The 20,696-nt window shown below is 61.2% G+C and carries 17 protein-coding genes; 7 read left to right on the top strand and 10 right to left on the bottom strand.

Annotation, left to right across the window (positions count from 1 at the left end; all coding sequences use genetic code 11):
- Nucleotides 1-10: 10 nt before the first annotated feature.
- From RE418_RS19295 to RE418_RS19285, 3 genes are all read right to left on the bottom strand, one after another.
- A complete protein-coding gene (locus tag RE418_RS19295; RefSeq protein ID WP_043143242.1) occupies nt 11-460 on the bottom strand; it encodes a toxin-activating lysine-acyltransferase in 450 nt (149 codons plus the stop codon).
- An 18-nt stretch (nt 461-478) separates the two neighbouring features.
- Nucleotides 479-2,005, bottom strand: a complete 1,527-nt coding sequence (locus RE418_RS19290; protein WP_089180869.1) for a hypothetical protein — start codon at nt 2,003-2,005, stop codon at nt 479-481.
- Nucleotides 2,006-2,367: 362 nt separating this feature from the next.
- Entirely contained in the window at nt 2,368-2,658 is a 291-nt protein-coding gene (locus RE418_RS19285) for a hypothetical protein (protein ID WP_025302735.1), read from the bottom strand.
- A gap of 300 nt (nt 2,659-2,958) precedes the next feature.
- Between RE418_RS19285 and dcp the strand changes: the two genes are divergently transcribed.
- The gene (dcp, locus tag RE418_RS19280; RefSeq protein WP_089180870.1) at nt 2,959-5,160 is read left to right on the top strand and encodes a peptidyl-dipeptidase Dcp; all 2,202 of its coding nucleotides are present in this window, start codon (nt 2,959-2,961) and stop codon (nt 5,158-5,160) included.
- A 107-nt stretch (nt 5,161-5,267) separates the two neighbouring features.
- Here dcp and RE418_RS19275 read toward each other — a convergent pair whose 3' ends face one another.
- Nucleotides 5,268-6,164: a LysR family transcriptional regulator gene (locus RE418_RS19275; RefSeq protein ID WP_025302737.1), complete on the bottom strand. Its 897-nt coding sequence runs from the start codon at nt 6,162-6,164 to the stop codon at nt 5,268-5,270.
- A 105-nt stretch (nt 6,165-6,269) separates the two neighbouring features.
- Between RE418_RS19275 and RE418_RS19270 the strand changes: the two genes are divergently transcribed.
- A complete protein-coding gene (locus tag RE418_RS19270; protein WP_025302738.1) occupies nt 6,270-7,685 on the top strand; it encodes an aldehyde dehydrogenase family protein in 1,416 nt (471 codons plus the stop codon).
- A gap of 125 nt (nt 7,686-7,810) precedes the next feature.
- Here the strand turns inward: RE418_RS19270 and RE418_RS19265 are convergent, their stop codons facing one another.
- From RE418_RS19265 to RE418_RS19245, 5 genes are all read right to left on the bottom strand, one after another.
- Nucleotides 7,811-9,121 (bottom strand): MFS transporter, encoded by a 1,311-nt coding sequence (locus tag RE418_RS19265; protein ID WP_016927840.1) that lies wholly within the window; start codon nt 9,119-9,121, stop codon nt 7,811-7,813.
- Between the two features lie 142 nt (nt 9,122-9,263).
- Nucleotides 9,264-9,893 carry an N-carbamoylsarcosine amidohydrolase gene (locus RE418_RS19260; protein ID WP_033634448.1) on the bottom strand — a complete coding sequence of 210 codons (630 nt, stop codon included), beginning with the start codon at nt 9,891-9,893 and terminating at the stop codon, nt 9,264-9,266.
- A 9-nt stretch (nt 9,894-9,902) separates the two neighbouring features.
- Nucleotides 9,903-10,604 carry an Asp/Glu racemase gene (locus RE418_RS19255; protein ID WP_170310522.1) on the bottom strand — a complete coding sequence of 234 codons (702 nt, stop codon included), beginning with the start codon at nt 10,602-10,604 and terminating at the stop codon, nt 9,903-9,905.
- A gap of 66 nt (nt 10,605-10,670) precedes the next feature.
- Nucleotides 10,671-11,465, bottom strand: a complete 795-nt coding sequence (locus RE418_RS19250; RefSeq protein WP_025302741.1) for an alpha/beta fold hydrolase — start codon at nt 11,463-11,465, stop codon at nt 10,671-10,673.
- Complete coding sequence (locus RE418_RS19245) at nt 11,462-12,613, bottom strand: FAD-dependent monooxygenase (protein ID WP_033645813.1); 1,152 nt, start codon at nt 12,611-12,613, stop codon at nt 11,462-11,464. Before RE418_RS19245 ends, RE418_RS19250 begins: the two co-directional genes overlap by 4 nt.
- Nucleotides 12,614-12,939: 326 nt before the next feature.
- On the opposite strand from RE418_RS19245, the gene RE418_RS19240 reads away from it, so the two are divergent.
- The 4 genes from RE418_RS19240 to RE418_RS19225 all read left to right on the top strand — a co-directional run bounded on the left by RE418_RS19240 (nt 12,940) and on the right by RE418_RS19225 (nt 18,728).
- Nucleotides 12,940-13,998, top strand: coding sequence for a 2,5-dihydroxypyridine 5,6-dioxygenase (locus RE418_RS19240; RefSeq protein ID WP_025302742.1), 1,059 nt, complete (start codon nt 12,940-12,942; stop codon nt 13,996-13,998).
- 66 nt (nt 13,999-14,064) lie between these two features.
- A complete protein-coding gene (locus tag RE418_RS19235; RefSeq protein ID WP_089180871.1) occupies nt 14,065-14,538 on the top strand; it encodes a MarR family winged helix-turn-helix transcriptional regulator in 474 nt (157 codons plus the stop codon).
- Nucleotides 14,539-14,623: 85 nt separating this feature from the next.
- Nucleotides 14,624-15,166, top strand: a complete 543-nt coding sequence (locus RE418_RS19230; RefSeq protein ID WP_033640422.1) for a (2Fe-2S)-binding protein — start codon at nt 14,624-14,626, stop codon at nt 15,164-15,166.
- A complete protein-coding gene (locus RE418_RS19225; protein ID WP_060447209.1) occupies nt 15,159-18,728 on the top strand; it encodes a molybdopterin cofactor-binding domain-containing protein in 3,570 nt (1,189 codons plus the stop codon). The genes RE418_RS19230 and RE418_RS19225 overlap by 8 nt, the downstream gene beginning before the upstream one ends.
- Before the next feature lie 6 nt (nt 18,729-18,734).
- Here the strand turns inward: RE418_RS19225 and RE418_RS19220 are convergent, their stop codons facing one another.
- Nucleotides 18,735-19,616: a LysR family transcriptional regulator gene (locus RE418_RS19220; protein ID WP_049207183.1), complete on the bottom strand. Its 882-nt coding sequence runs from the start codon at nt 19,614-19,616 to the stop codon at nt 18,735-18,737.
- A 107-nt stretch (nt 19,617-19,723) separates the two neighbouring features.
- On the opposite strand from RE418_RS19220, the gene RE418_RS19215 reads away from it, so the two are divergent.
- Nucleotides 19,724-20,467, top strand: coding sequence for a sulfite exporter TauE/SafE family protein (locus RE418_RS19215; protein ID WP_049207185.1), 744 nt, complete (start codon nt 19,724-19,726; stop codon nt 20,465-20,467).
- Nucleotides 20,468-20,696: the final 229 nt, after the last annotated feature.

Genomic DNA, 20,696 nt, shown 5'->3' with positions numbered 1-20,696 from the left:
TCCCTGACAATTATTTTTCTTTATTTTTTACAGTCATCAGTCTGCCCGTTCGGCGGGAGCGCCACACAACCGTGCGGCGTTCTACGATGGGGTGAACTCTTTTAAGGTGTTCCAAACATAAATGCGCGCTGCCTGGCTTGCAGCAAAAATCTAAAATACACAGCGTACCGCCCTCATCCCATTCTGAGTTATGGAGAAGAAACTGCGGATCGTTAATAAATCGACTCAGCGTCTCATCTTTCAGGTAGGCCCAGGTTATATACCCTATCGGGTTATCCAAATGGTCGAATAATATTTTAAATTGGTTTTGATTAATCGCTTCCTGAGTCCATAGCTGCAACGTTTTTATATGGTACAAACTGTAATTTTTATTCATCAACATACAGTTAACGGCGAAGCCCAGGCTCTCGTATTGACTGAACCTACTTTTACCCTGCTGGTTTTCTTTGATAAAACTCACGAAATATCCTCAGCGTTGTTATTGTAATACGTTGATCGCCTGGCGCTCGAAACGGTCGAGATAGGTTTGCAATTGTTCGGTGATCTCGCTGACTTCGCCGCGCCAGCCGGAAATTTCTTGAAAAATCACTTCACGGCGCATGAACGTGCGGGAACCCAACCTTCTGGTGACGGTCTGCTTCATCGCCAGTTGTAATCCGGCGGAGGTTTGAGCTGCTGATGTTTCCTGAAGGTATTGCGCGTATAACCGACGGAACGCCAGAGAAAATCTCTCCTCCGCGGTCGTACCCTGTTGTTCGGCGGGAACCCTTACGGGTGCGTCGATGAGCCGGTGCAATAGGGCAATCGCCGGATGAGCATTCCCCAGGCCAAGACCTTGTCGACGGGTAAAGACGCCGGGAGCCAAATCGAACATTTTTTGCAAGCGTTCGCCTAAGGCGAACCACTCGGCGGTGAGAGGCAGGCGTTGTAAAAATGCAGGGTCAAAACCCGCCATACCGAGATTATCCAGCAGGCAGGCTCGTTTATAGGCCATGTTGAAGGCCGCACCGATGCCTTGGTGCGCTGCCGCGAGAAATGCCGGGCCGAATTGATGCTTGGCTAAATAAAAAGCGAGATCTTGCAAGCCTCTCAGCAACAAAGGGGCGTCTTCATTGAGCTTGTTGTGTTGAATGTAGCTGCGCCCGGGATCGCGACGTTCTGCGGGAAAAACACTGCGAACACCATGAAAGTCCAGCAGCCTACCGGCCATATCGCAATTGGAGGGTGAGGTCATCATCACCAAATGCCGGGTGCGGCAGTACGCGATCTGCGTCGCGAGACGCCGGGCAAGCTCGCAGAGCCCGTAGAATGCTTGTTCTTCCTGGGACAATGCCAACCAGCTTGCGGCGTCAAACTCCGGGGGACGAGGCAGAAAAGCCGGCGCGGCGACAATCAGCTTTTCGACCCGCTGAATATCCGAAGGCTGCCTTTGCATCGCATCATGAGGATGATAGTAGGGTGCGCGGCAAAAATGTGCAGGGCGCACGACGGGCTCACGCACCAGCAACGCCTTGCGGTTATGGGGACTTCTCGCCGATTCAGGAGAGATGGCGGCTAAGGGGCTATCGGTCACCAAGATCGCCTTATTGGGCACGGCACCGTAAGGCAGCAGTTTGGCCATGACGTTCCCCCATAATGCCTCCAATACTGCGCCGGTCATCGTCAACTCGCCATCGACATGCTTTGCCCCTTGACCGACTAACGCATTAGCCCCAATACCTTTAACCTGCCAACGCCCATCAAAGCCACAGCGTGCTCCGCCGCCGTTGCGCGAAATAGCGCCGCCGCCATAACGTTCGGCGAAAAAGACTTTTTCATCATTTAAGCGCGGCGTACCATCATCAAAAATAGCATGGCGATTATTTTCTTCGATGAGATAGCTGGTCTCTTTTTTCAGTTCGTCTTGTTCAGCAGGGCTTAATGCATTGTGCCAGAGTAATTGAGAACCTGTCTTTTTTGCGACGAAAGGGATCAAGCTTTCGTGAAGCATGGCGAGCTTTGTCATTTTTTAATCGTTATTTTTATTGGTGCAGAGTAAGTTAAATCCCGGCCTTATTGCACAAGGAATAATAAGACTGTTTTTTTAATTTGATGAATCCGGTGTTGAAAGTGAAGACGAAGGTGAAGGGCGGCCACCGCCACTGCCATTCCAGGTTGGGCCCATAGGAACCTGTGGAATAGCAACGTTAACCGGCATGTGTGGTGCGGCTTGAATAGCTATTTCCGTCCCGACGCCCACGGCTAAGGATACGGGGGTGGGTAATTTCGCTATTGTGCTCAGGCTACCGACAATGAGCGAAGTCGGATTATAAGAATCGTTGCCGTCAGAACCGTTAATACATGACAATTCAACTTCCGTTAAGGCTCTCATTTAAACTCCTTCTTGCGAGAGGTGATAGATAAAACAAGCGAAAAAATAATCGCCATCGGCAAACCATAACTGGCCGTGGTTTTAAGGGCGGCCGTATCCAAAAGGATCGCCTGGCGCTGCAGGCAGTAGTCTAAAAATACGGCAAGGGGAAATATCAAGAACAGCATAACGATGTGGTACGTGCGCACGCCTTTTTTCTTCGCGTTTTTATAGATCGCACTGATAATGAGGATGAAAATGACAATAAGAACTATTTCCGTTATAAGATACAATTTGATTAGCTCCATTAATCAAAATTTACATCAAGTTACATTGGGTAACCTGATAAGTCAACAGGGTATTTTATGATTCCTCTTTATTTATCATGGTATTGAATTAATTAATCATAAAATGATTACCTTTTGTGACTATATGTCGATGATGAAAAATAAAGATGTCAAAGAAGCGTTTGGCCGCGGTCGGCGAGGCGGTTAACTTCTAATCACTTGTTTTTGCTCAAACTGCCAACTGCGCCTAAGCTAGGTGATGACTCTGAGGGAGCCATTCCCCGAGACCTTATTCCGTGAACATGGAGGAGTTTCGATTTGATGCGTTTATCCACATTGGTGCTGGCGATCGGCATGGCGCTGGGCTCGCAGGCACAGGCAGCAGAAACCCAACCTCACGCCGACCATAGTGCGCTGCCCAGCGGCCAGGCGAAGGAGGCTACCGTGACCGGTGAAGCCAATCAGCACGACAAGCAAAAGACCCAAAACCCGTTCTTCTATCAAAGCCGTCTGCCGTTCCAGGCGCCGCCGTTCAACCTGATCAAGGAAAGCGACTACGCGCCGGCGATCGAGGCGGGCATCAAGCAAAAGCGGGAAGAGGTGGAGAAGATCGCCAACAACCCGGCCAAGCCCAACTTCAAGAATACCTTCGTGGCGCTGGAGCAGGCCGGTTCGCTGCTGACGCGGGTGATGAACGTGTTCGGCGCCATGACCTCGGCCAACACCAGCGATGCGCTGCAGAAGCTGGATGAAGAAACCTCGCCGATGCTGGCGGCGCTGAACGACGACATCATGCTCAACGGCAAGCTGTTCGCGCGCATCAAGGCCATCTATCAGGATCGCGATGCGCTGAAGCTGGATCCGGAATCGCGCCGGCTGGTGGAAGTGACCTACAAGAACTTCGAGCTGGCGGGCGCCAACCTGTCGGACGCCGACAAGGCCAAGCTGAAGGCGCTGAACCAGGAAGCAGCGACGCTGAGCACCCAGTTCACCAACAAACTGCTGGCGGCGAGCAAAAACGGCGCGCTGGCGATAACCGACCAGGCGAAACTGGACGGTCTGTCCGAAGGTGAGCTGGCCGCGGCAGCGCAGGCGGCCGCCGAGCGCAAGCTGGAGAAACAGTGGCTGTTGGTGCTGCAGAACACCACCCAGCAGCCGCTGCTGCAGAGCCTGAAAGATCGCGACACCCGCCAAGCGCTGTTCGACGCCTCCTGGACGCGCGCGGAGAAGGGCGACGGCAACGATACCCGCCAGACCCTTTCCCGTCTGGCCAAGGTACGCGCCGAGCAGGCCAAGCTGTTGGGCTACCCGAACTACGCCGCCTGGAAGCTGCAAAACCAGATGGCCAAGACGCCGGATGCCGCCTTGAGCTTTATGCGCAACATCGTGCCGGCGGCCACCGCGCGCGCCGAGCGTGAAGCCAAAGACATTCAGGCGGTGATCGATCAGCAGAAAGGCGACTTCAAGGTGCAGGCCTGGGACTGGCAGTTCTACGCCGAACAGGTGCGCAAGGCCAAGTACGATCTGGACGAATCGCAGATCAAACCTTACTTCGAGCTGAACAACGTGCTGAACAACGGCGTGTTTTACGCCGCCAACCTGCTGTACGGCATCAGTTTCAAAGAACGCAAGGACATTCCGGTCTACCAGCCGGACGTTAAGGTGTATGAAGTGTTCGACAAGGACGGCAAATCGCTGGCGCTGTTCTACACCGACTCCTTCAAGCGCGACAACAAGGGCGGCGGCGCCTGGATGAGCAACTTCGTCGATCAGTCGAAGCTCAACGGCACCAAGCCGGTGATCTACAACGTTGCCAACTTCACCAAACCGGCGCCGGGGCAGCCGGCGCTGCTGTCGTATGACGATGTGATCACCATGTTCCACGAGTTCGGCCACGCGCTGCACGGCATGTTCGCCGATCAGGAATACCCGAGCCTGTCGGGTACCAACACCGCGCGCGATTTCGTCGAGTTCCCGTCGCAGTTCAACGAGCACTGGGTCAGCGATCCGAAAGTGTTCAGCCACTTCGCCAAGCATTATCAGACCGGCGAGGCGATGCCGCAGGAACTGGTCGACAAGATCAAGAAGGCCGACAAGTTCAACAAGGGCTACAGCATGACCGAGCTGCTGTCCGCCGCGCTGCTGGACATGCACTGGCACATGCTGACCGCCGACCAGCCGCAGCAAGACGTGGACAAGTTCGAGGCCGAGTCGCTGCAAAAAGACAAGGTCGATCTCGGCTACGTGCCGCCGCGCTACCGTTCCAGCTATTTCCAGCACATCTGGGGTAACGGCTACGCCGCGGGCTATTACGCCTATCTGTGGACGGAAATGCTGGCGGACGACGCCTTCCAGTGGTTCACCGAGCACGGTGGCCTGACCGCCGAAAACGGCCAGCGCTTCCGCGACATGATCCTGTCGCGCGGCAACAGCCAGGATCTGGAGAAGCTGTACATCGACTGGCGCGGCAAAGAGCCGAGCATCGAACCGATGCTGATCAACCGCGGGCTGAAGGACGAATAGTCCCGAGGGTATGAACAAGGAGAGTGAGTAAACCAACGGCACGCCAAATGCCGGTCGCATTCCGACGTTTGGCGGTGCCGTTTTCTGGTCGACAGAGAGAAGACAAGCTACCTGGCCTGAATTTCATGCACCAAATCGATAAATGCCTTGAGCCCCGGAGGCACATGTCGTCTGCCGGGATAATAGAGACGCAATCCGCCGAAAGCTGGGCACCATTCGTCCAGTACGCTAATAAGACGACCTGATGCGATATCTTCACGGGCAAACCAATCTGAAACGAAGGCAATCCCCACACCGCTCAATGCGGCACGATGAATGGCGCGCATTTCATTCAATACAATGCGCGGCGGTACGTTGACTCGAAGTTTCTGCTGGTGGCGTTCCAATTCCCAATGGTAAATCCCTCCGTGTGACATACGCATCCCGACGCTTTTGTGCCGTAACAGATCCTCCGGCGATTGCGGTATGCCATGTTCAGCGAAATAGTCTGGTGTAGCGACCACCAACATGCGGATATCTCCCGTTAGCTCCACGGCGATCATGTCCTGCGGGACGGACTCCGCCAAACGGATCCCCGCGTCGTAACCTTCCGCCACAATGTCCACCATTCTTGATTCGCTGGTGATATCGAGCCGCATTTGCGGGTAACGCCGCAAATACGTTTCGATCAACGGTTCGTAGAGCAGGGAGACGCACTCCTGCGGTGCGCTGATGCGCAGCGTGCCGGTTGGCGCGTCGGGCTGGGTGGCAATCTCTTCTGATGCACGCCGAATCTCGGCCAGAGCGGGGGCGATTCGTTCTACATAACGCGCGCCCGCCGGCGTCAGCGCCACGCTGCGGGTCGAACGGTTAAACAGACGTATTTTAAGGCGGCTTTCCAACCCGGCCACCGCATTGCTGACGGCGGTGGCCGACATGCCTAATTGCCGTGCGGCGGCGCGAAAGCTTTGTCGCTGTGCCACCGCCAACACGACTTCCAACTCTGTCAGTCCACTGCGATGCATAGATTATCCCGATTATCGGTACAGTTCGTACAGGATAGACCCACTTATCGTATTGATCATCTGTTTCTATACTCGTTTGACTAATCGGAACATGTGGAGCGCACCATGCAAAAAATTGACAGCATTTATATCAACGGTGAATTCGTGACACCCCACGGTGAAGAACGCTTCACGCTGTTTAACCCGGCGACAGAAGACGTGATTGGCACTGTGCGTCTGGCGGACGAGGTGGATGCCGAGCGGGCGATTGCCGCAGCCAAGGCCGCATTTCCTTACTGGTCCAAGACCAGTAAGGCGGAACGCCTTGCCGTATTGCGCCGTATGCACAAAGCGGTTATGGCCCGTGAAGATGAGCTGATGGACGCCGTCGTGATGGAATATGGCGCGCCCAAAATTCGTGGGCGCTGGATGGCCAGCTACCCGGCGGACGCGATAGCTCAGGCGATCGACGCGCTGGAAAATTTCGAGTTTACGGAACAGGCGGGTAAGGCGCAGGTCATCATGACGCCTGTCGGCGTCGCCGGGCTGATTACGCCATGGAACAGCGATGCCGGGTTTATCTGCAACAAACTGGCGACGGCGATGGCGGCAGGGTGCACCGCGGTGATCAAGCCCAGCGAAATGAGCGCAATGCAAACGCGGGTTATCACCGAAGCGTTGCACGATGCGGGCATTCCTGCCGGGGTATTTAACATTATCACCGGGCGAGGCGAGGTGGTGGGTGAGGTCATTAATCGACATCCCGATATTGCCAAGATCTCGTTTACCGGTTCCACGGCGGTGGGCAAACATATCGTAGAAAGCGGTGCAGAATCGCTGAAACGGGTGACATTGGAACTGGGGGGCAAATCGCCGACGCTGATCCTGGACGATGCGGATGTCATGCAGGCCGTGCCTTTGGCGCTTGCCGCCGGTTTTATGAATAGCGGCCAGGCCTGCATTGCAGGCACGCGAATTCTGGTGCCGCGCAGCCGTCAGGCGGAGTTTGAACAGGCGATTGCCGACGCGGTAGGCAAAGTCCGGTCGGGCGATCCGCGCGATGAAAATACGGAAATCGGCCCGATGGTGAGCCAAAAACAGTGGCAACGGGTGCAGGATTATATCCGCTTGGGCGAGGAAGAAGGGGCGACATTGTTGGTTGGCGGCGTTGGCCGTCCATCGGGTATGGATAAAGGCTGGTGCGTGAAGCCTACGGTATTTGCGGGCAATAACCGGATGCGCATTGCCCGGGAAGAAATTTTTGGTCCGGTGCTGGTGATCATCCCTTACGACAATGAGGCCGAAGCGCTTGCGATCGCCAACGACACCGCCTACGGGCTGAGTGCGCTGGTGTTAAGCGGCGATCGCGAACGCGGGGTGCGGGTGGCGCAGCAGATTGACTCCGGGCGTGTTCTGCTGAACACGTTGGATCATGAACCTAAAGCGCCGTTTGGCGGTTTCAAACAGTCCGGGCTGGGGCGCGAGATGGGCAAATGGGGGATGCAGGCTTATCTGGAAGCAAAAACGTTGTTGGTGGGGTAACCCAGAGCCCATCGTCGTTATTGACATGTCCTGTTATGGGGAGAAAACGGCGCAAGAATCAAAGCAGACAACGGTTCCTTATCATCATTGTCATTGTCTTGCGCCTTTCCCCTTTCTATTAACGCTCAGCGGTTCACCACCTTGGCCGGCAGGGCCACCACCAGCAGCGAGCTGAGCAGCAGGCAGCCGGCGAAGGCCCAGAGCGCGCCGCCGCTCTTGCCGGTCAGATCCAGCGCCAGCCCCATCAGCGAATTGCTTACCAGCCCGGCGATGTTGGCCAGCGAACAGGCCAGCGCGAAGCCGGTCGCCGCCGCCGTGCCGCGCAGGAAGGTGGCCGGCAGGCTGAAGAACACCGGCACTGCGCCGATGATTGCCGCCTGGGCGATGGAGAACAGCAGCACCGTGGCCAGCGCATTGTGGGTGAAGAAGGTGCTGCCGGCCATCGCCAGCGCGCCGATGATAAACGGCACGATGATATGCCAGCGCCGTTCGCGCAGCCGGTCGGAACTGCTGCCGATCAGCAGCATGCCGAGCAGGGCGGCGACGCTGGGGATCGCCGTCAGGTAACCGATGGTGGTGATGTCGGTAACGCCGGCGGTTTTGATGAAGGTCGGCATCCAAAAGCCCATGGCGTAGGCGCTGAGCAGAATAGCGAAGTCGATGCCGCCGAGCATCCACACCTTCAGGTTGAAGAAGCCGTCGCGGAAGCTGTGCTTGCCGTGATCGGCCTCGGCGTCGTCGCGCGCCAGATCGTCGGCGATGCGCTGTTTTTCCTCGGGCGTCAGCCACTTGGCCTGCTGATAAGTGTTAGGCAATAGCCAGAAGGTCAGCACGCCCAACAGCACGCTGGGAATGCCCTCCAGCAAAAACAGCCACTGCCAGCCGTGCAGCCCGTGGCGCATGTCGAAATGGCCCATGATCCAGCCGGAGAGCGGCCCGCCGATCACGCTGGAGAGCGGCAGGCCGATCATGAACAGCGCGATGATGCGGCCGCGGCGATAGGTCGGGAACCACAGCGTCAGGTAAAAGAGCACGCCGGGCAGGAAACCGGCCTCCGCCACGCCGAGCAGAAAGCGAATGACGTAGAACTGGGTCGGCGTGGTGACGAACATGGTGGCGGTGGACAGCAGCCCCCAGGTGATCATGATACGGGCAATCCACATCTTGGCGCCGACGCGCTGCAGGATCAGGTTGCTCGGCACCTCGAACAGAATATAGCCGACGAAGAACAGCCCGGCGCCCAGACCAAAGGCCGCTTCGCTCAGCTGCAGCGCGTCGGCCATCTGCAGCTTGGCCAGCCCGACGTTGATGCGATCGAGGTAGGCCGCCAGGTAACACAGGCAAAGAAACGGGATCAGTTTCCAGGTGATTTTGCGGTACAGCAGCAGCGATTCTGCGTCCGCTTTCCCCGCCAGCGGGGTGTCGACAATGGCCATGATGTTGTCTCCAGGTGGTGCGTGTTGGCCTCCGCAGGAGGCGCCTGTTGTGTTTGCGTTGCATGGACGCCGCCCTGTTTCGGGCGGTCGCGTGAGGCGCTGTCTGCGCCTTCGTTATTGTCGTTGCAGGTGAATCGTTGACTCATAACCGGTTCAGGTAGTCGAGCGCCTCCCGTTTGTGCACCACGTCGCCGTATTTGCTGTCGATGTCGAACAGGTTGGCTTCGTGCGGGCCGGGGTGACGATCGCCGACGCACTCGCGCACCACCATGGCGCGGAAGCCGTGCTGCACCGCGTCCACTGCGCTGGCGCGGATGCAGCCGCTGGTGGAGCAGCCGATCATCAGCAGCGTGTCGATCCCTTGCGCCACCAGCAGCGGCGCCAGCGCGGTGCCGAAGAAGGCGCTGGCGTATTGCTTGCTCAGCACCACCTCATCGGCCAGCGGCGCCACCGGCGGGCAGAACGCCGCCAGCGGGTTGCCCGCCACCATGTCTTTCATCACCGGCGCTTTCTTCACCCACAGGCCGCCATCGGCAAAATGGCCTGCATGATAGCGGATATGGGTGTGGATCACCGGAATTCCTGTTCGGCGCGCGCAGGCCAGCAGCTCGCGGCTTTCCTCGACCGCGCTCACCACGCCCGGCGCGAACAGCGGCGCGCCTTCGGTGGTGTAGGCCTGCATAAAATCGATCGCCAGCAGCGCCGGGCGCCGGCCGAAGCCGATGCGCTGGCCCCAGACGCCGCGATAGTTGTCGCTGAGGGTGTCGTTCATTCTGCCTCCTCAATAGGCGCCGGACAGCAGGGCGCCGGCGCCGGGAACGATCGGTTCCAGCTCCAGCGCGGTCAGCATCGCGTAAGTGGTGGCGATGGCAGCGGTGATCACAGGTTTGCCGGTTTGGGCCTCCACCGTCGGGACGGCCGGCAGCGAAGGCATCTGCACGCAGGCGGACAGCACGATAGCATCGACCTCGCGTAAATCCATCTCGGCGACGATCCCCGGCAGCCTGGCCGGATCGTGCCGGCCGACGTCGAGGTTGTCCGGGATCTCCAGCGCGCGCCACACCTTGACCTCGATGCCTTCGTGCTGGATGTAGTCCACCACCAGCTGGGTCAGCGGTTTCATGTAGGGCGCCACCAGCGCGATGCGTTTGGCGCCGATCACCTTCAGGCCGTTGACCAGCGCGCCGGCGCTGCTGATAACCGGCGCGGCGGCCTGATTGTCTTTCGTCACCTGCGCCAGCCGGGCCTGCGATTCGCGGTGATAGCCCAGCCCCATCGCCATGATGGCCACCAGGCAGGCGTAGCCGAGCACGTCGACCCGCGCGTCGGACAGCTCCAGCGCGCAGCGATCGGACTCGGCGTCCATCGCCGCCAATTCTTCTTTATTGACGTGTTTCATGCGCATGCGGCTGGAGTGAAAAGTGAAACGCTCCGGGCGTATCAGCTGGCGCGCGCCCAGCATCGCCGGGATCTCGGTTTCCATTGTGGTGTTGGAGCTGGGCACGATCTGGCCGATGCGGTAGTGGTTGCTCATGTCGGTGTTCCTCAGTTAATCCAGAAAATCGCCCAGGGCGCGGAAGAAGCCGTCGAAATCGTCCCACGGGATCATGTGTCCGGCGTTCTCGACCTCGACGATGGCGATCTCCGGCTGTAGCGCGCGGATCTCTGCCCGGTCTTCGGGCTGAATGACGCCGCCTTTGCCCGCGGCCATCAGCAGCGTCGGCATGGTCAGCAGCGGGTAGTCACGGTGGCTGTCCACCTGATGAAAATCGTCGTAGGCGCGTTGGATCGCCGGCTCGTAGCAGGTGTGCAGCCACTCGGCGCGCAGCCGGCGCTGCTCTTCGCTCCAGGTTGGGCAAAAGGCGCGCATCTGCTCGGCGCTCATGCCCGGCAGCGACTGCCGGATGGAGTCGGCGTACCACGGCCATTGGCCGGGATAGGCGCGGCGGCCGGGGCCGGAAACCGGCGGATCGACCAGCACCAGCCGCCGCACGCCGGCGGGCTGCAGAGCGGCGGCGCGCAGGGCGAAGCGGGCGCCCATCGAATGGCCGAGCAGGGCGTAACTGCCCAGGTTCAACGCAGCGGCGAAGGCGTTGACGTCCTGCGCGCAGGTCTCTGCGTCATAAGCCAGTTCCGGGCCGCTGGACGACAGACCGCGGCCGCGCACGTCGAGCACGTAGACGTCGTATTTTTCCCCCAGCCGCTCGGCGACGAAGCCCCAGGTGATCGCCGGGCTGGTGATGCCGGGGACCAGGATCAGCGCCGGGCCGTGGCCGCCGTAGCGCAGATAGTGTTGGCGAATATCGTTGGCGTGAACGTGGGCGCCGTAGAGGAAGGTGCTCATGCGGCGTTCTCCGATTTCAGCGCTTGCGCGTACAGGTCATAGCCGTAGACCCAGGCCGGATCTTCCTGGGTGCGCAGGAAGGTGTTGGCGTTGGACACCGCCTGCACCCGGGAGGCGCGCTCCTTGCGGTTGGCTTCATACAGCTGGAAGGCGGTGCGGTAGTCGCCGAGGCCGGTTTCCTGCAGGCAGCGGGTCAGCATGGCGGCGTCTTCGATCGCCATCGCCGCGCCCTGCGCCATGTGCGGTTTCATCGGGTGGCAGGCGTCGCCAAGCAGCACCAGACGGCCTTCGCTCCACAGCGGCAGCGGTTTGCGGTTCAGCAATGGCCATTTGGTGACCTGTTCGCTGGATTCGATCAGCGCCTGCACGATCGGGTGGTAGCCGGCGAAGGTCTCGAACATTTCTTCGCGGCTGCTGTCGATGAAGCTGCCCTGGAAATCCCAGGCCGGGTGCGGCACGCCGCTGACGTAGTAATACTCGTCGCGCCGTTGGGTGGTGTAGTAGACCATCAGATGGCGATCCGCCGACCACCACTTCACGCAGTCTTCGAACGTCAGGTTGTATTTCGCCAGCTTCTCGCCGCGGATCAGCGCGCGGTGGGCCACCCAGCCGCTGTAGGTCGGCGCTTCAGCGCCCAGCAGGTGCTCACGAATGCGCGAATTGATGCCGTCGGCGCCGATCACGATGTCGGCGTGGGCCGAGGTGCCGTCGACGAAGTTCAGCACCACCTCGTCACCGCGATCTTCAATTTTGCTCAGGCATTTGCCGAAGTGCAGGGTGCCGGGCTGCAGTGCGGAGAGCTGCAACGCCTGCAAATCGCCGCGGTGCACCGTCACATAGGCGGCGCCGTACTCCCGGCGGGCGAAGGCGCCCAGTTCGATGCGCGACAGGTAGTCGCCGCTTTCGGCGTCGCGGCTGAACCAGAAATCGGGATGAGACGCCATCTGCTCCAACCGCTGCTCAATACCGAGACGGCGGAAAATCTTCAGTACGTTCGGCCCCATGTGAATGCCGGCGCCAAGGCGTGAGAACGCCGGGCTCTGTTCATACAGATCGACGGTAAAGCCGGCTTTTTGCAGCAGCCCGGCGGCGGCGGCGCCCCCCAGCCCGGCGCCGACGACGGCGATGCGTGGTTGTTTGCTCATCATGTTTCCCCTCTCTGTTGGCTTTTTTCAGCGTAGGCCCAACGCGTGGCTGGACGATCGATTTATAGTGTATGCGCTAGATAACGCAAAGTTGCAAAAGTGTTAAATCAGATCTCGCTCACGCTAATTGACGGCGTATTACTGTTAAACTCATGTTAATCACAGGATTGATGCGGGATGAAATAGGACTTTCTTATGGTGGATATTCGCAGCTTGCTTTCCTTTGCTTTTTTGACTTAGATGAAATGAGTGTGTTCACTTTAAATTGTTTGAAAAATCACCGCCGCCTTGCGGGCGTCGGTCACCCTTGACGAGACAGGAGACAGGCCATGGCGGTCAATGAAACCCAGTTGGTACAGCTGTTCGAGCAGGTGCTTACGCTGTCGAAGGTCGATGCTTCGCAGAGCGTGGCGATTTTGAAAAGCCATTATTCCGATGCGCGCACGGTGCGCGCCGCGACCGACGCAGCGCTGCGGCTGGGCGCCAAGGTGTATGCCGTCGAACTGCCGGCGTTCAACCATCCGCGAGCGATGGGCAACGACATGACCGCCTATTGCGGCGATACCGCGCTGACCGGCAATCTGGCGGCGCAGCGTGCGCTGGAGGCCGCCGACCTGATCGTCGATACCATGATGCTGCTGCATTCGCCGGAGCAGGAACAGATCCTGAAAACTGGCACCCGCATCCTGCTGGCGGTGGAGCCGCCGGAGGTGCTGGCGCGCATGTTGCCCAACGCGGAGGACAAGGCGCGGGTGCTGGCCGCCGCCGCCGTGCTGGAGCAGGCGAAGCTGATGCAGGTGACCTCCGCCGCCGGCAGCGATTTCCGCGCGCCGCTGGGGCAATACCCGACGGTGACCGAGTACGGCTATGCCGATGAACCGGGGCGCTGGGATCACTGGCCGAGCGGTTTCCTGTTCACCTGGCCGAATGAGGAGCAGGCGGAAGGGGTGCTGGTGCTGGAGGTCGGCGATATCTTGCTGCCGTTCAAAAGCTATGCGCGTGAACGCATCACGCTGGAGATCGAACAAGGGTTCGTTACTCGCATTCACGGCGGCTTCGAGGCGGAATACCTGCGCGAATACATGAAATACTTCGACGATCCGGAGGTGTACGGCATCTCGCACATCGGCTGGGGTCTGCAGCCGCGCGCCCAGTGGACGGCGATGGGTCTGCACGACAAGAACGACGGCATGTGCATGGATGCGCGCGCGTTCTACGGCAACTTCCTGTTCTCCACCGGGCCGAACACCGAAGTGGGCGGCACGCGCAAAACGCCTTGCCATATGGATATCGCACTGCGCCGCTGCGACATTCGCCTCGACGGGCAAACGGTGGTGGCGGACGGGGAAGTGGTGGCGCCGGAAGCGTCGCGCGTGCGCCGGGCGTAATCGTTGCTGCCAACGGCGGGGGTTTGTACTATTCTCGTGGATTCCATAGATGGTGAGAGTAACGCAATGACGCCCCCCGAATACCCGTCAGCCGTGAGCGGCCAACCTGAAAATTATCATTTTACCGAGCAAGTCGGGCACCTGCTGCGCAAGGTTTATCAGCGCCACGTGGCGATTTTCCAGCAAAACGTCGGCGATTCGCAGCTGACGGCGGTGCAGTTCATCACCCTGTGCGCGGTGCGCGATATGGGGCCGAGCTCGCTGACCGAGCTGGTGCAGGTGACGGCGGTGGATCAGGCCACCATCCGCGGCATCGTCGAACGGCTGAAGGCGCGCGATCTGATCACGGTGACGCCGGATCCGATCGATCGGCGCAAGGTGGTGGTCGGCCTGACCGACGCCGGCGCCGTGCTGTTGACGGAAACGGTGCCGCAGGCGGCGAAAATCACAGAACTGACGTTCGGTACGCTGAACCCGGCCGAACGGATAGCGCTGATATTCCTGCTGAATAAAATGCTGGAAGATCCGCCCACCGGCTGATTCGCCCGCGCAACGTCGGTTGCCTGGTGGTCGGTGGCGAGAGGCCAGCCCATAAGATCATCACGTGCAGGCGGAGACGCGAACAATGGCGATATCTGAAGTGCAATCGCCCAGGGACGGCGCGAAAACTACGCTGACGGAGCATCCGCTGATGCTGTCGGTGAACGGCGAACAGCTTCATGCGCAGGTGATGGCGGATACGCCGCTCTTGCTGGTACTGCGCAACGATCTGGCGCTCAACGGCCCGAAGTACGGCTGCGGCCTGGGCGAATGCGGTGCGTGTACCGTGTTGATCGACGGCGTGGCGGCGCGCTCCTGCGTGATCCCGGCGCTCGGCGTGTCCGGCCGGGCGATCGTGACCCTGGAAGGCCTTGGCGATCGCCAGCGCCCGCACCCGGTGCAGCGTGCCTTTATCGAAGAGCAGGCGGCGCAATGCGGCTACTGTCTCAATGGCATGATCATGACCACCAAAGCCCTGTTGGATCGTAATCCCGCCCCGAGCGAGGCGGAGATCCGTCAGGCGCTGTCCGGCAACCTGTGCCGCTGCGGCACCCATCTCGAAATCCTGCGTGCGGTTCAGCGCGCCATCATTCTCTGCCGCGATGAGGACGCCCACGCCCATGACTGATTCCCGTGTCCCATCGCCGAGCCAGGCCGACTTGCTGCAGCGCGACGGCGTGCTGCTGATCGTCGACAGCGTGCAACCGCCGCCGGGACTGGTGCCCAAAGGGCAAACGCCGGTGCTGAAGCCCAAAGAGCAGGGGCTGTTTATCGCCCTGTGCGGCAGCGGCGAAATCTATGCCTTTAACGGCCATGTCGATCTTGGCACCGGCGTGCGCACCGCGCTCGGGCAGATCGTCGCCGAAGAGCTGTACCTGCGCATGGATCAGGTGCAAATGGTGTTGGGCGATACCGAGCGCGCGCCGAATCAGGGCGCCACCATCGCCAGCGCCACGCTGCAGATCTCCGCCGTGCCGCTGCGCAACGCCGCCGCCGAAGCGCGCCGTTGGCTGTTGCGCCAGGCGGCGCAGCGCTTCGATGCGCCGGTGGAACAGCTGACGCTGGAGGAGGGCGTGATCCGCAGCCCGCAGGGGCAGGCGCTCAGCTACGCCGAGCTGGTGGCCGGCGGTCATGTCGAGCTGTCGATTTCCGGCGACGCGCCGCTGAAACCGCAGGCGGAGTATCGCCTGGTGGGCACCAGCACCGCGCGCGTCGATATTCCGGCCAAGGCGACCGGCGAAACCACCTACGTACACGATATGCGCCTGCCGAACATGCTGCACGGCCGGGTGGTGCGGCCGCCCTATGCCGGCTACGACAGCGGCGAATTTGTCGGCACCAGCCTGCTGGCGGTGGACGAAACCTCGATCGCGCATATTCCCGGCATCGTCAAACTGGTGGTGATCGGCGATTTCATCGGCATCGTCGCCGAGCGCGAAGAGCAGGCGATCAAGGCGGCACAGGCGCTGCAGGTCAGTTGGAAAGACTGGCGCCGCAATTTGCCGCAGATGACCGACGTGGCGCAGGCGCTGCGCGACAATCCGCACTCTACCCGGGTGGTGCACGATACCGGCGATGTGGACGCGGCGCTGGCGGCGGCCGACAGGCGTTTCACCCGCAGCTACCTGTGGCCGTATCAGCTGCATGCCTCGATTGGCCCTTCCTGCGCGCTGGCGGACTATCGGCCGGAGCGCCTGCAGGTCTGGTCAGGCAGCCAGAACCCGCACCTGCTGCGCGCCGATCTGGCCTGGCTGCTGGAATACCCGGAAGCGCAGATCGAGATCGTTCGCATGGAGGCGGCCGGCTGCTATGGCCGCAATTGCGCCGATGACGTCTGCGCCGACGCGGCGCTGCTGTCGCGGGCGGTGGGCCGGCCGGTGCGGGTGCAGCTGACCCGCGAGCAAGAGCATGTGTGGGAACCGAAGGGCACGGCGCAGCTGATGGAGGTGGACGGCGGGCTGGACGCCGCCGGGCACCCGGTCGCCTACGATTTTCGCACCTATTATCCTTCCAACGGCGCGCCGACGCTGGCGCTGTTGCTGACCGGCCGGGTTGAGCCGCTGCCGGTGGCCTATGAAATGGGCGACCGCACCTCGGTGCCGCCATACGAATATCCGTCGCTGCGCGTCAGCATCGAGGACATGGCGCCGATCGTGCGCGCCTCCTGGATGCGCGGCGTTTCCGCCTTGCCCAACACCTTCGCCCACGAGTCTTATATCGATGAGCTGGCCCACGCCGCCGGCGTCGATCCGCTGGAGTATCGGCTGCGCTACATCCATGATGAACGCGCCAGTGAACTGATGCGCAGCACCGCAGAACGCGCCGGCTGGACGCCGCATACCGAACCGATGCAGACCCCGGCGGAAGACGGCGTGCTGCGCGGGCGCGGCTTTGCCTACGCCCGTTACATCCACAGCAAGTTTCCCGGCTTTGGCGCGGCCTGGGCCGCCTGGGTGGCCGACGTGGCGATCGACAAAGCCAGTGGCGAAGTGGCGGTAACGCGCATCGTGGTCGGCCACGACGCGGGCATGATGGTTAACCCGGACGGCGTGCGTCACCAAATCCATGGCAACGTGTTGCAATCGACCAGCCGGGTGTTGAAAGAGCGCGTGACCTTTGAGGAATCGACGGTCTCCGCCAAAGAGTGGGGGGCTTACCCGATCCTGACCTTCCCGGAGGTGCCGGAGGTGGACGTGGTGATGATGCCGCGCCCTTACGATCCGCCGCTGGGCGCCGGGGAGTCGGCGTCGGTGCCCAGCGCGGCGGCCATCGCCAACGCGGTGTTCGACGCCACCGGCATTCGTTTTCGCGAGCTGCCGATCACCTCGGACAAGCTGCGTGAGGCGCTGAACGGGCCGGATGCCGAGCGGCAGGACGCGCCTCCCAAGAAAAAGAAACGCGGTAAATGGTGGTTCGGCGGCGCGGCGGGGCTGTTCGGCGCGGTGCTGGGCATCGCCGGCAGCGCCTTGCCATGGCGGACGGAGATCGCGCCGGTGGCGACGCCTGGCGCCGGCACCTGGTCGGCCGCCACGCTGGAGCGCGGCCGTCAGTTGGCCGCCGCCGGAGACTGCGCGGTTTGCCATACCGCGTCGGAAGGGGCGACCAACGCCGGTGGGTTGGCGATGGCGACGCCGTTCGGCACGCTCTACAGCACCAACATTACCCCGGACGTGGCAACCGGCATCGGCAACTGGTCGTTTACCGCATTCGATCGGGCGATGCGTCAGGGCATCGCCCGCGACGGCCGCCACCTCTATCCGGCATTTCCTTACACCGCCTTCAGTAAAATGACCGACGGCGACATGCAGGCGCTGTACGCTTATCTGATGTCGCAACCGGCGGTGCGCCAGAGCAATCCGGCCAATCAGATGCGCTTCCCGTTTAACCTGCGGCCGCTGATGGCGGGCTGGAACGCGCTATTCCTGCGCCAGGGGGAATATCAACCCGATCCGCAGCAAAGCGCGCAGTGGAACCGCGGCGCCTATCTGGTCAACGGCCTTGGCCACTGCGCCGCCTGCCATTCGCCGCGTAATCTGCTGGGGGCGGAAAAGGGCGGCGCGGCCTTCCTGGCGGGAGGGATGGTGGACGGGTGGGAAGCGCCGGCGCTGAATCAATTGGCCAATGCGGACAAGCCCTGGACTGAGGAGCAGCTGTTTCAGTACTTCCGCACCGGGCATTCCGCCGAGCACGGCGTGGCGGCCGGGCCGATGGGGCCGGTGGTCAGCGAACTGGCGACGTTGCCGCAGAGCGATCTGCGGGCGATGGCCAACTATGTGATGTCGCTGAGCGCCAAGGCGACGCTGAATGTGGAACCGCAGGCGCAGTTGGCGGCCCGCGCGTTGCCTGCGGGTCAACTGGCGGGCGAGCGGTTGTTCCAGGGCGCTTGCCAGGCCTGCCACAGCGCCGCCGCCGGCGGGCCGCAGCTGTTCGGCGTCAGCCCGGATCTGGCCAATAACACCAATATCTTCAGCGATCGCCCCGATAACCTGATCAAGGTGATCCTGCAAGGGATCCCCAAGCCGGCCACCGCCGAATTGGGCTTTATGCCGGGCTTTAAGGACAGCTTTTCCGATCGGCAGGTGACGGCGCTGGTGAATTATCTGCGCCAACGCTATGCCGGCGACAAACCGGCCTGGCGCGACGTGGAGGCTCAGGTGGCGCGGCTGCGCGCAGAGCCGGGCACGCACTGAGCCGCCTCAGGCTTGGCGCAGGAACGCCACCAGCCGCTGCGCCGGCAGCGGCAGCTGCGCCAGGTCACGTACCACGATCGACAGACGCCGGGTTGCCCACTCGTCCGTCAGCGGCAGGGCGCCGTGTCGGATCTCCGGATGGCGTTGGGCGCTCTCTTCCGGCACCACCGCCAGCCCGGCGCCGCGCAGCACCATGCGGCAGATGGCGTCGAAATTAGCCGCACGCGCCCGCAGCCGCATCGGGCCGCCGCTGCGTATCGCCAGCTGTTCCAGATGCTGTTGCAGCGCACTCTCTTCCGGCAGGCCGATGAAATCAAAAGGCAGGGCGTCCGCAAAGCTGAGCGAGCGGCGGCCGCTGAGCGCATGCCCCGGCGGCAGCGCCAGCACCAGACGATCCTGGCGAAAAGGGTAGCTTGCCAGCCCACGCAGATCGGCGTGGTCCGCCACGATGCCGATATCCGCCGCCCGTTCGGCGATCGCCAGCGCGATGGCCGGGCTGGGCAGCTCCTCCAGCGCGATGTCGGTGTGCGGGTGCAGCACCAGAAAATCCGCCAACAGCTCCGGCAGAAAAGCGTCGGCGGCGACGGTATTGGCGACGATGCGCAGCTGGCTGCGCTGGCCCGGCGCGAACTCGGCCATATCACCCCGCAGCCGGTCGCGCTGTTGCAGCAGCACGCGCGCGTGTTGCAACAGGCGCTCACCGGCGGGCGTCGCCTGGACGCCGCGCGGATTGCGCGTCAACAGCGCCACGCCGGCCTGTTGTTCCAGCCCGCGCATGCGGGCGCTGGCGGCGGCCAGCGACAGCCCGACGCGCTCGGCGCCGGCGGTGATGCTGCCGGTTTCGAGCACCGCCACCAACAGCCGCAGATCGATAAAGTCAAAATGCATGCGTTCTTCCTCTGTCTTTGCCGCAGGCAGGCTCTGCCATTGCCGCATTGTGCTGCGGCGCGGCGCTGGCCACAATCGAGCCGTTGATTCGCCATAAGGATAGACGCATGTCGCTGACGTTACTCGAGATTATCGCCCTGACGGGCATTTTTACGCTGGCCGGCACGGTCAAAGGGGCGATCGGTCTGGGGTTGCCGACGGTGTCGATGGGGTTGCTCAGCCTGATGATGCCGCCGGGGCAGGCCGCCGCGCTGCTGCTGTTACCCTCGTTGATCACCAATCTGTGGCAGTTGCTGTGCGGGCCGAGGTTGGGGGCGCTGTGCCGTCGACTCTGGCCGATGATGCTGTGCGTCATGCTGGGCACGTTATTGAGCGCCGGCGCGCTCACCGCCACCGACGGCCGCCTGGCGCCGCTGGCGCTGGGCGTTTGCCTGATCGGCTATGCGCTGTTGGGATTCACCCGTTTCGACTGGCGCGTTTCCGCCACGGCAGAGCCTTGGCTGGGGCCGCTGTGCGGCCTGGTGACCGGCGTGCTGACCGGCGCCACCGGCGTATTCGTCATACCGGCGGTGCCCTATCTGAACGCATTGGGCCTGGCGCGTGACGATCTGGTGCAGGCGCTGGGGCTGTCGTTCACCGTCTCGACGCTGGCGCTGGCCGCCGGATTAGCCTGGCATCAGGCGCTGCCCGCTACGCTGCTCGGCGGTTCGCTGTTGGCGCTGTTGCCGGCGCTGGGCGGCATGTGGCTGGGGGAGAGGGTGCGTCGTCATTGTCGCCCGCAGCTGTTCCGCCGCCTCTTCTTTATTGGGTTATTAATCTTGGGCGTTGAGATTATTTGGCGATTCAATTAATTGAATCGATAGCATCTGCGTGTAATTTGGTTCGGTATATTATTCTGGATTTTATTCCAATATGATTATTTTCAGCAGTGAGAATACACCTTCAGTCATTCTTGTCAAAAAATAGCCCTTATGACAGCGGTTCCTGCGCCAGTGGTTTCTGGGGAATGGCAGTTCTACAGGAAATGGTTATGGCGGCAATGGCACTGGACCGAGAGAGGCCAGAGAATCCAGAACCAAA

The sequence above is a fragment of the Serratia sp. szju genome, from assembly GCF_044594185.1.
GTDB lineage: Bacteria > Pseudomonadota > Gammaproteobacteria > Enterobacterales > Enterobacteriaceae > Serratia > Serratia bockelmannii.
The sequence above is the reverse complement of the archived record's forward strand: the minus strand, read 5'-3'. Positions and strand labels throughout refer to the sequence as shown.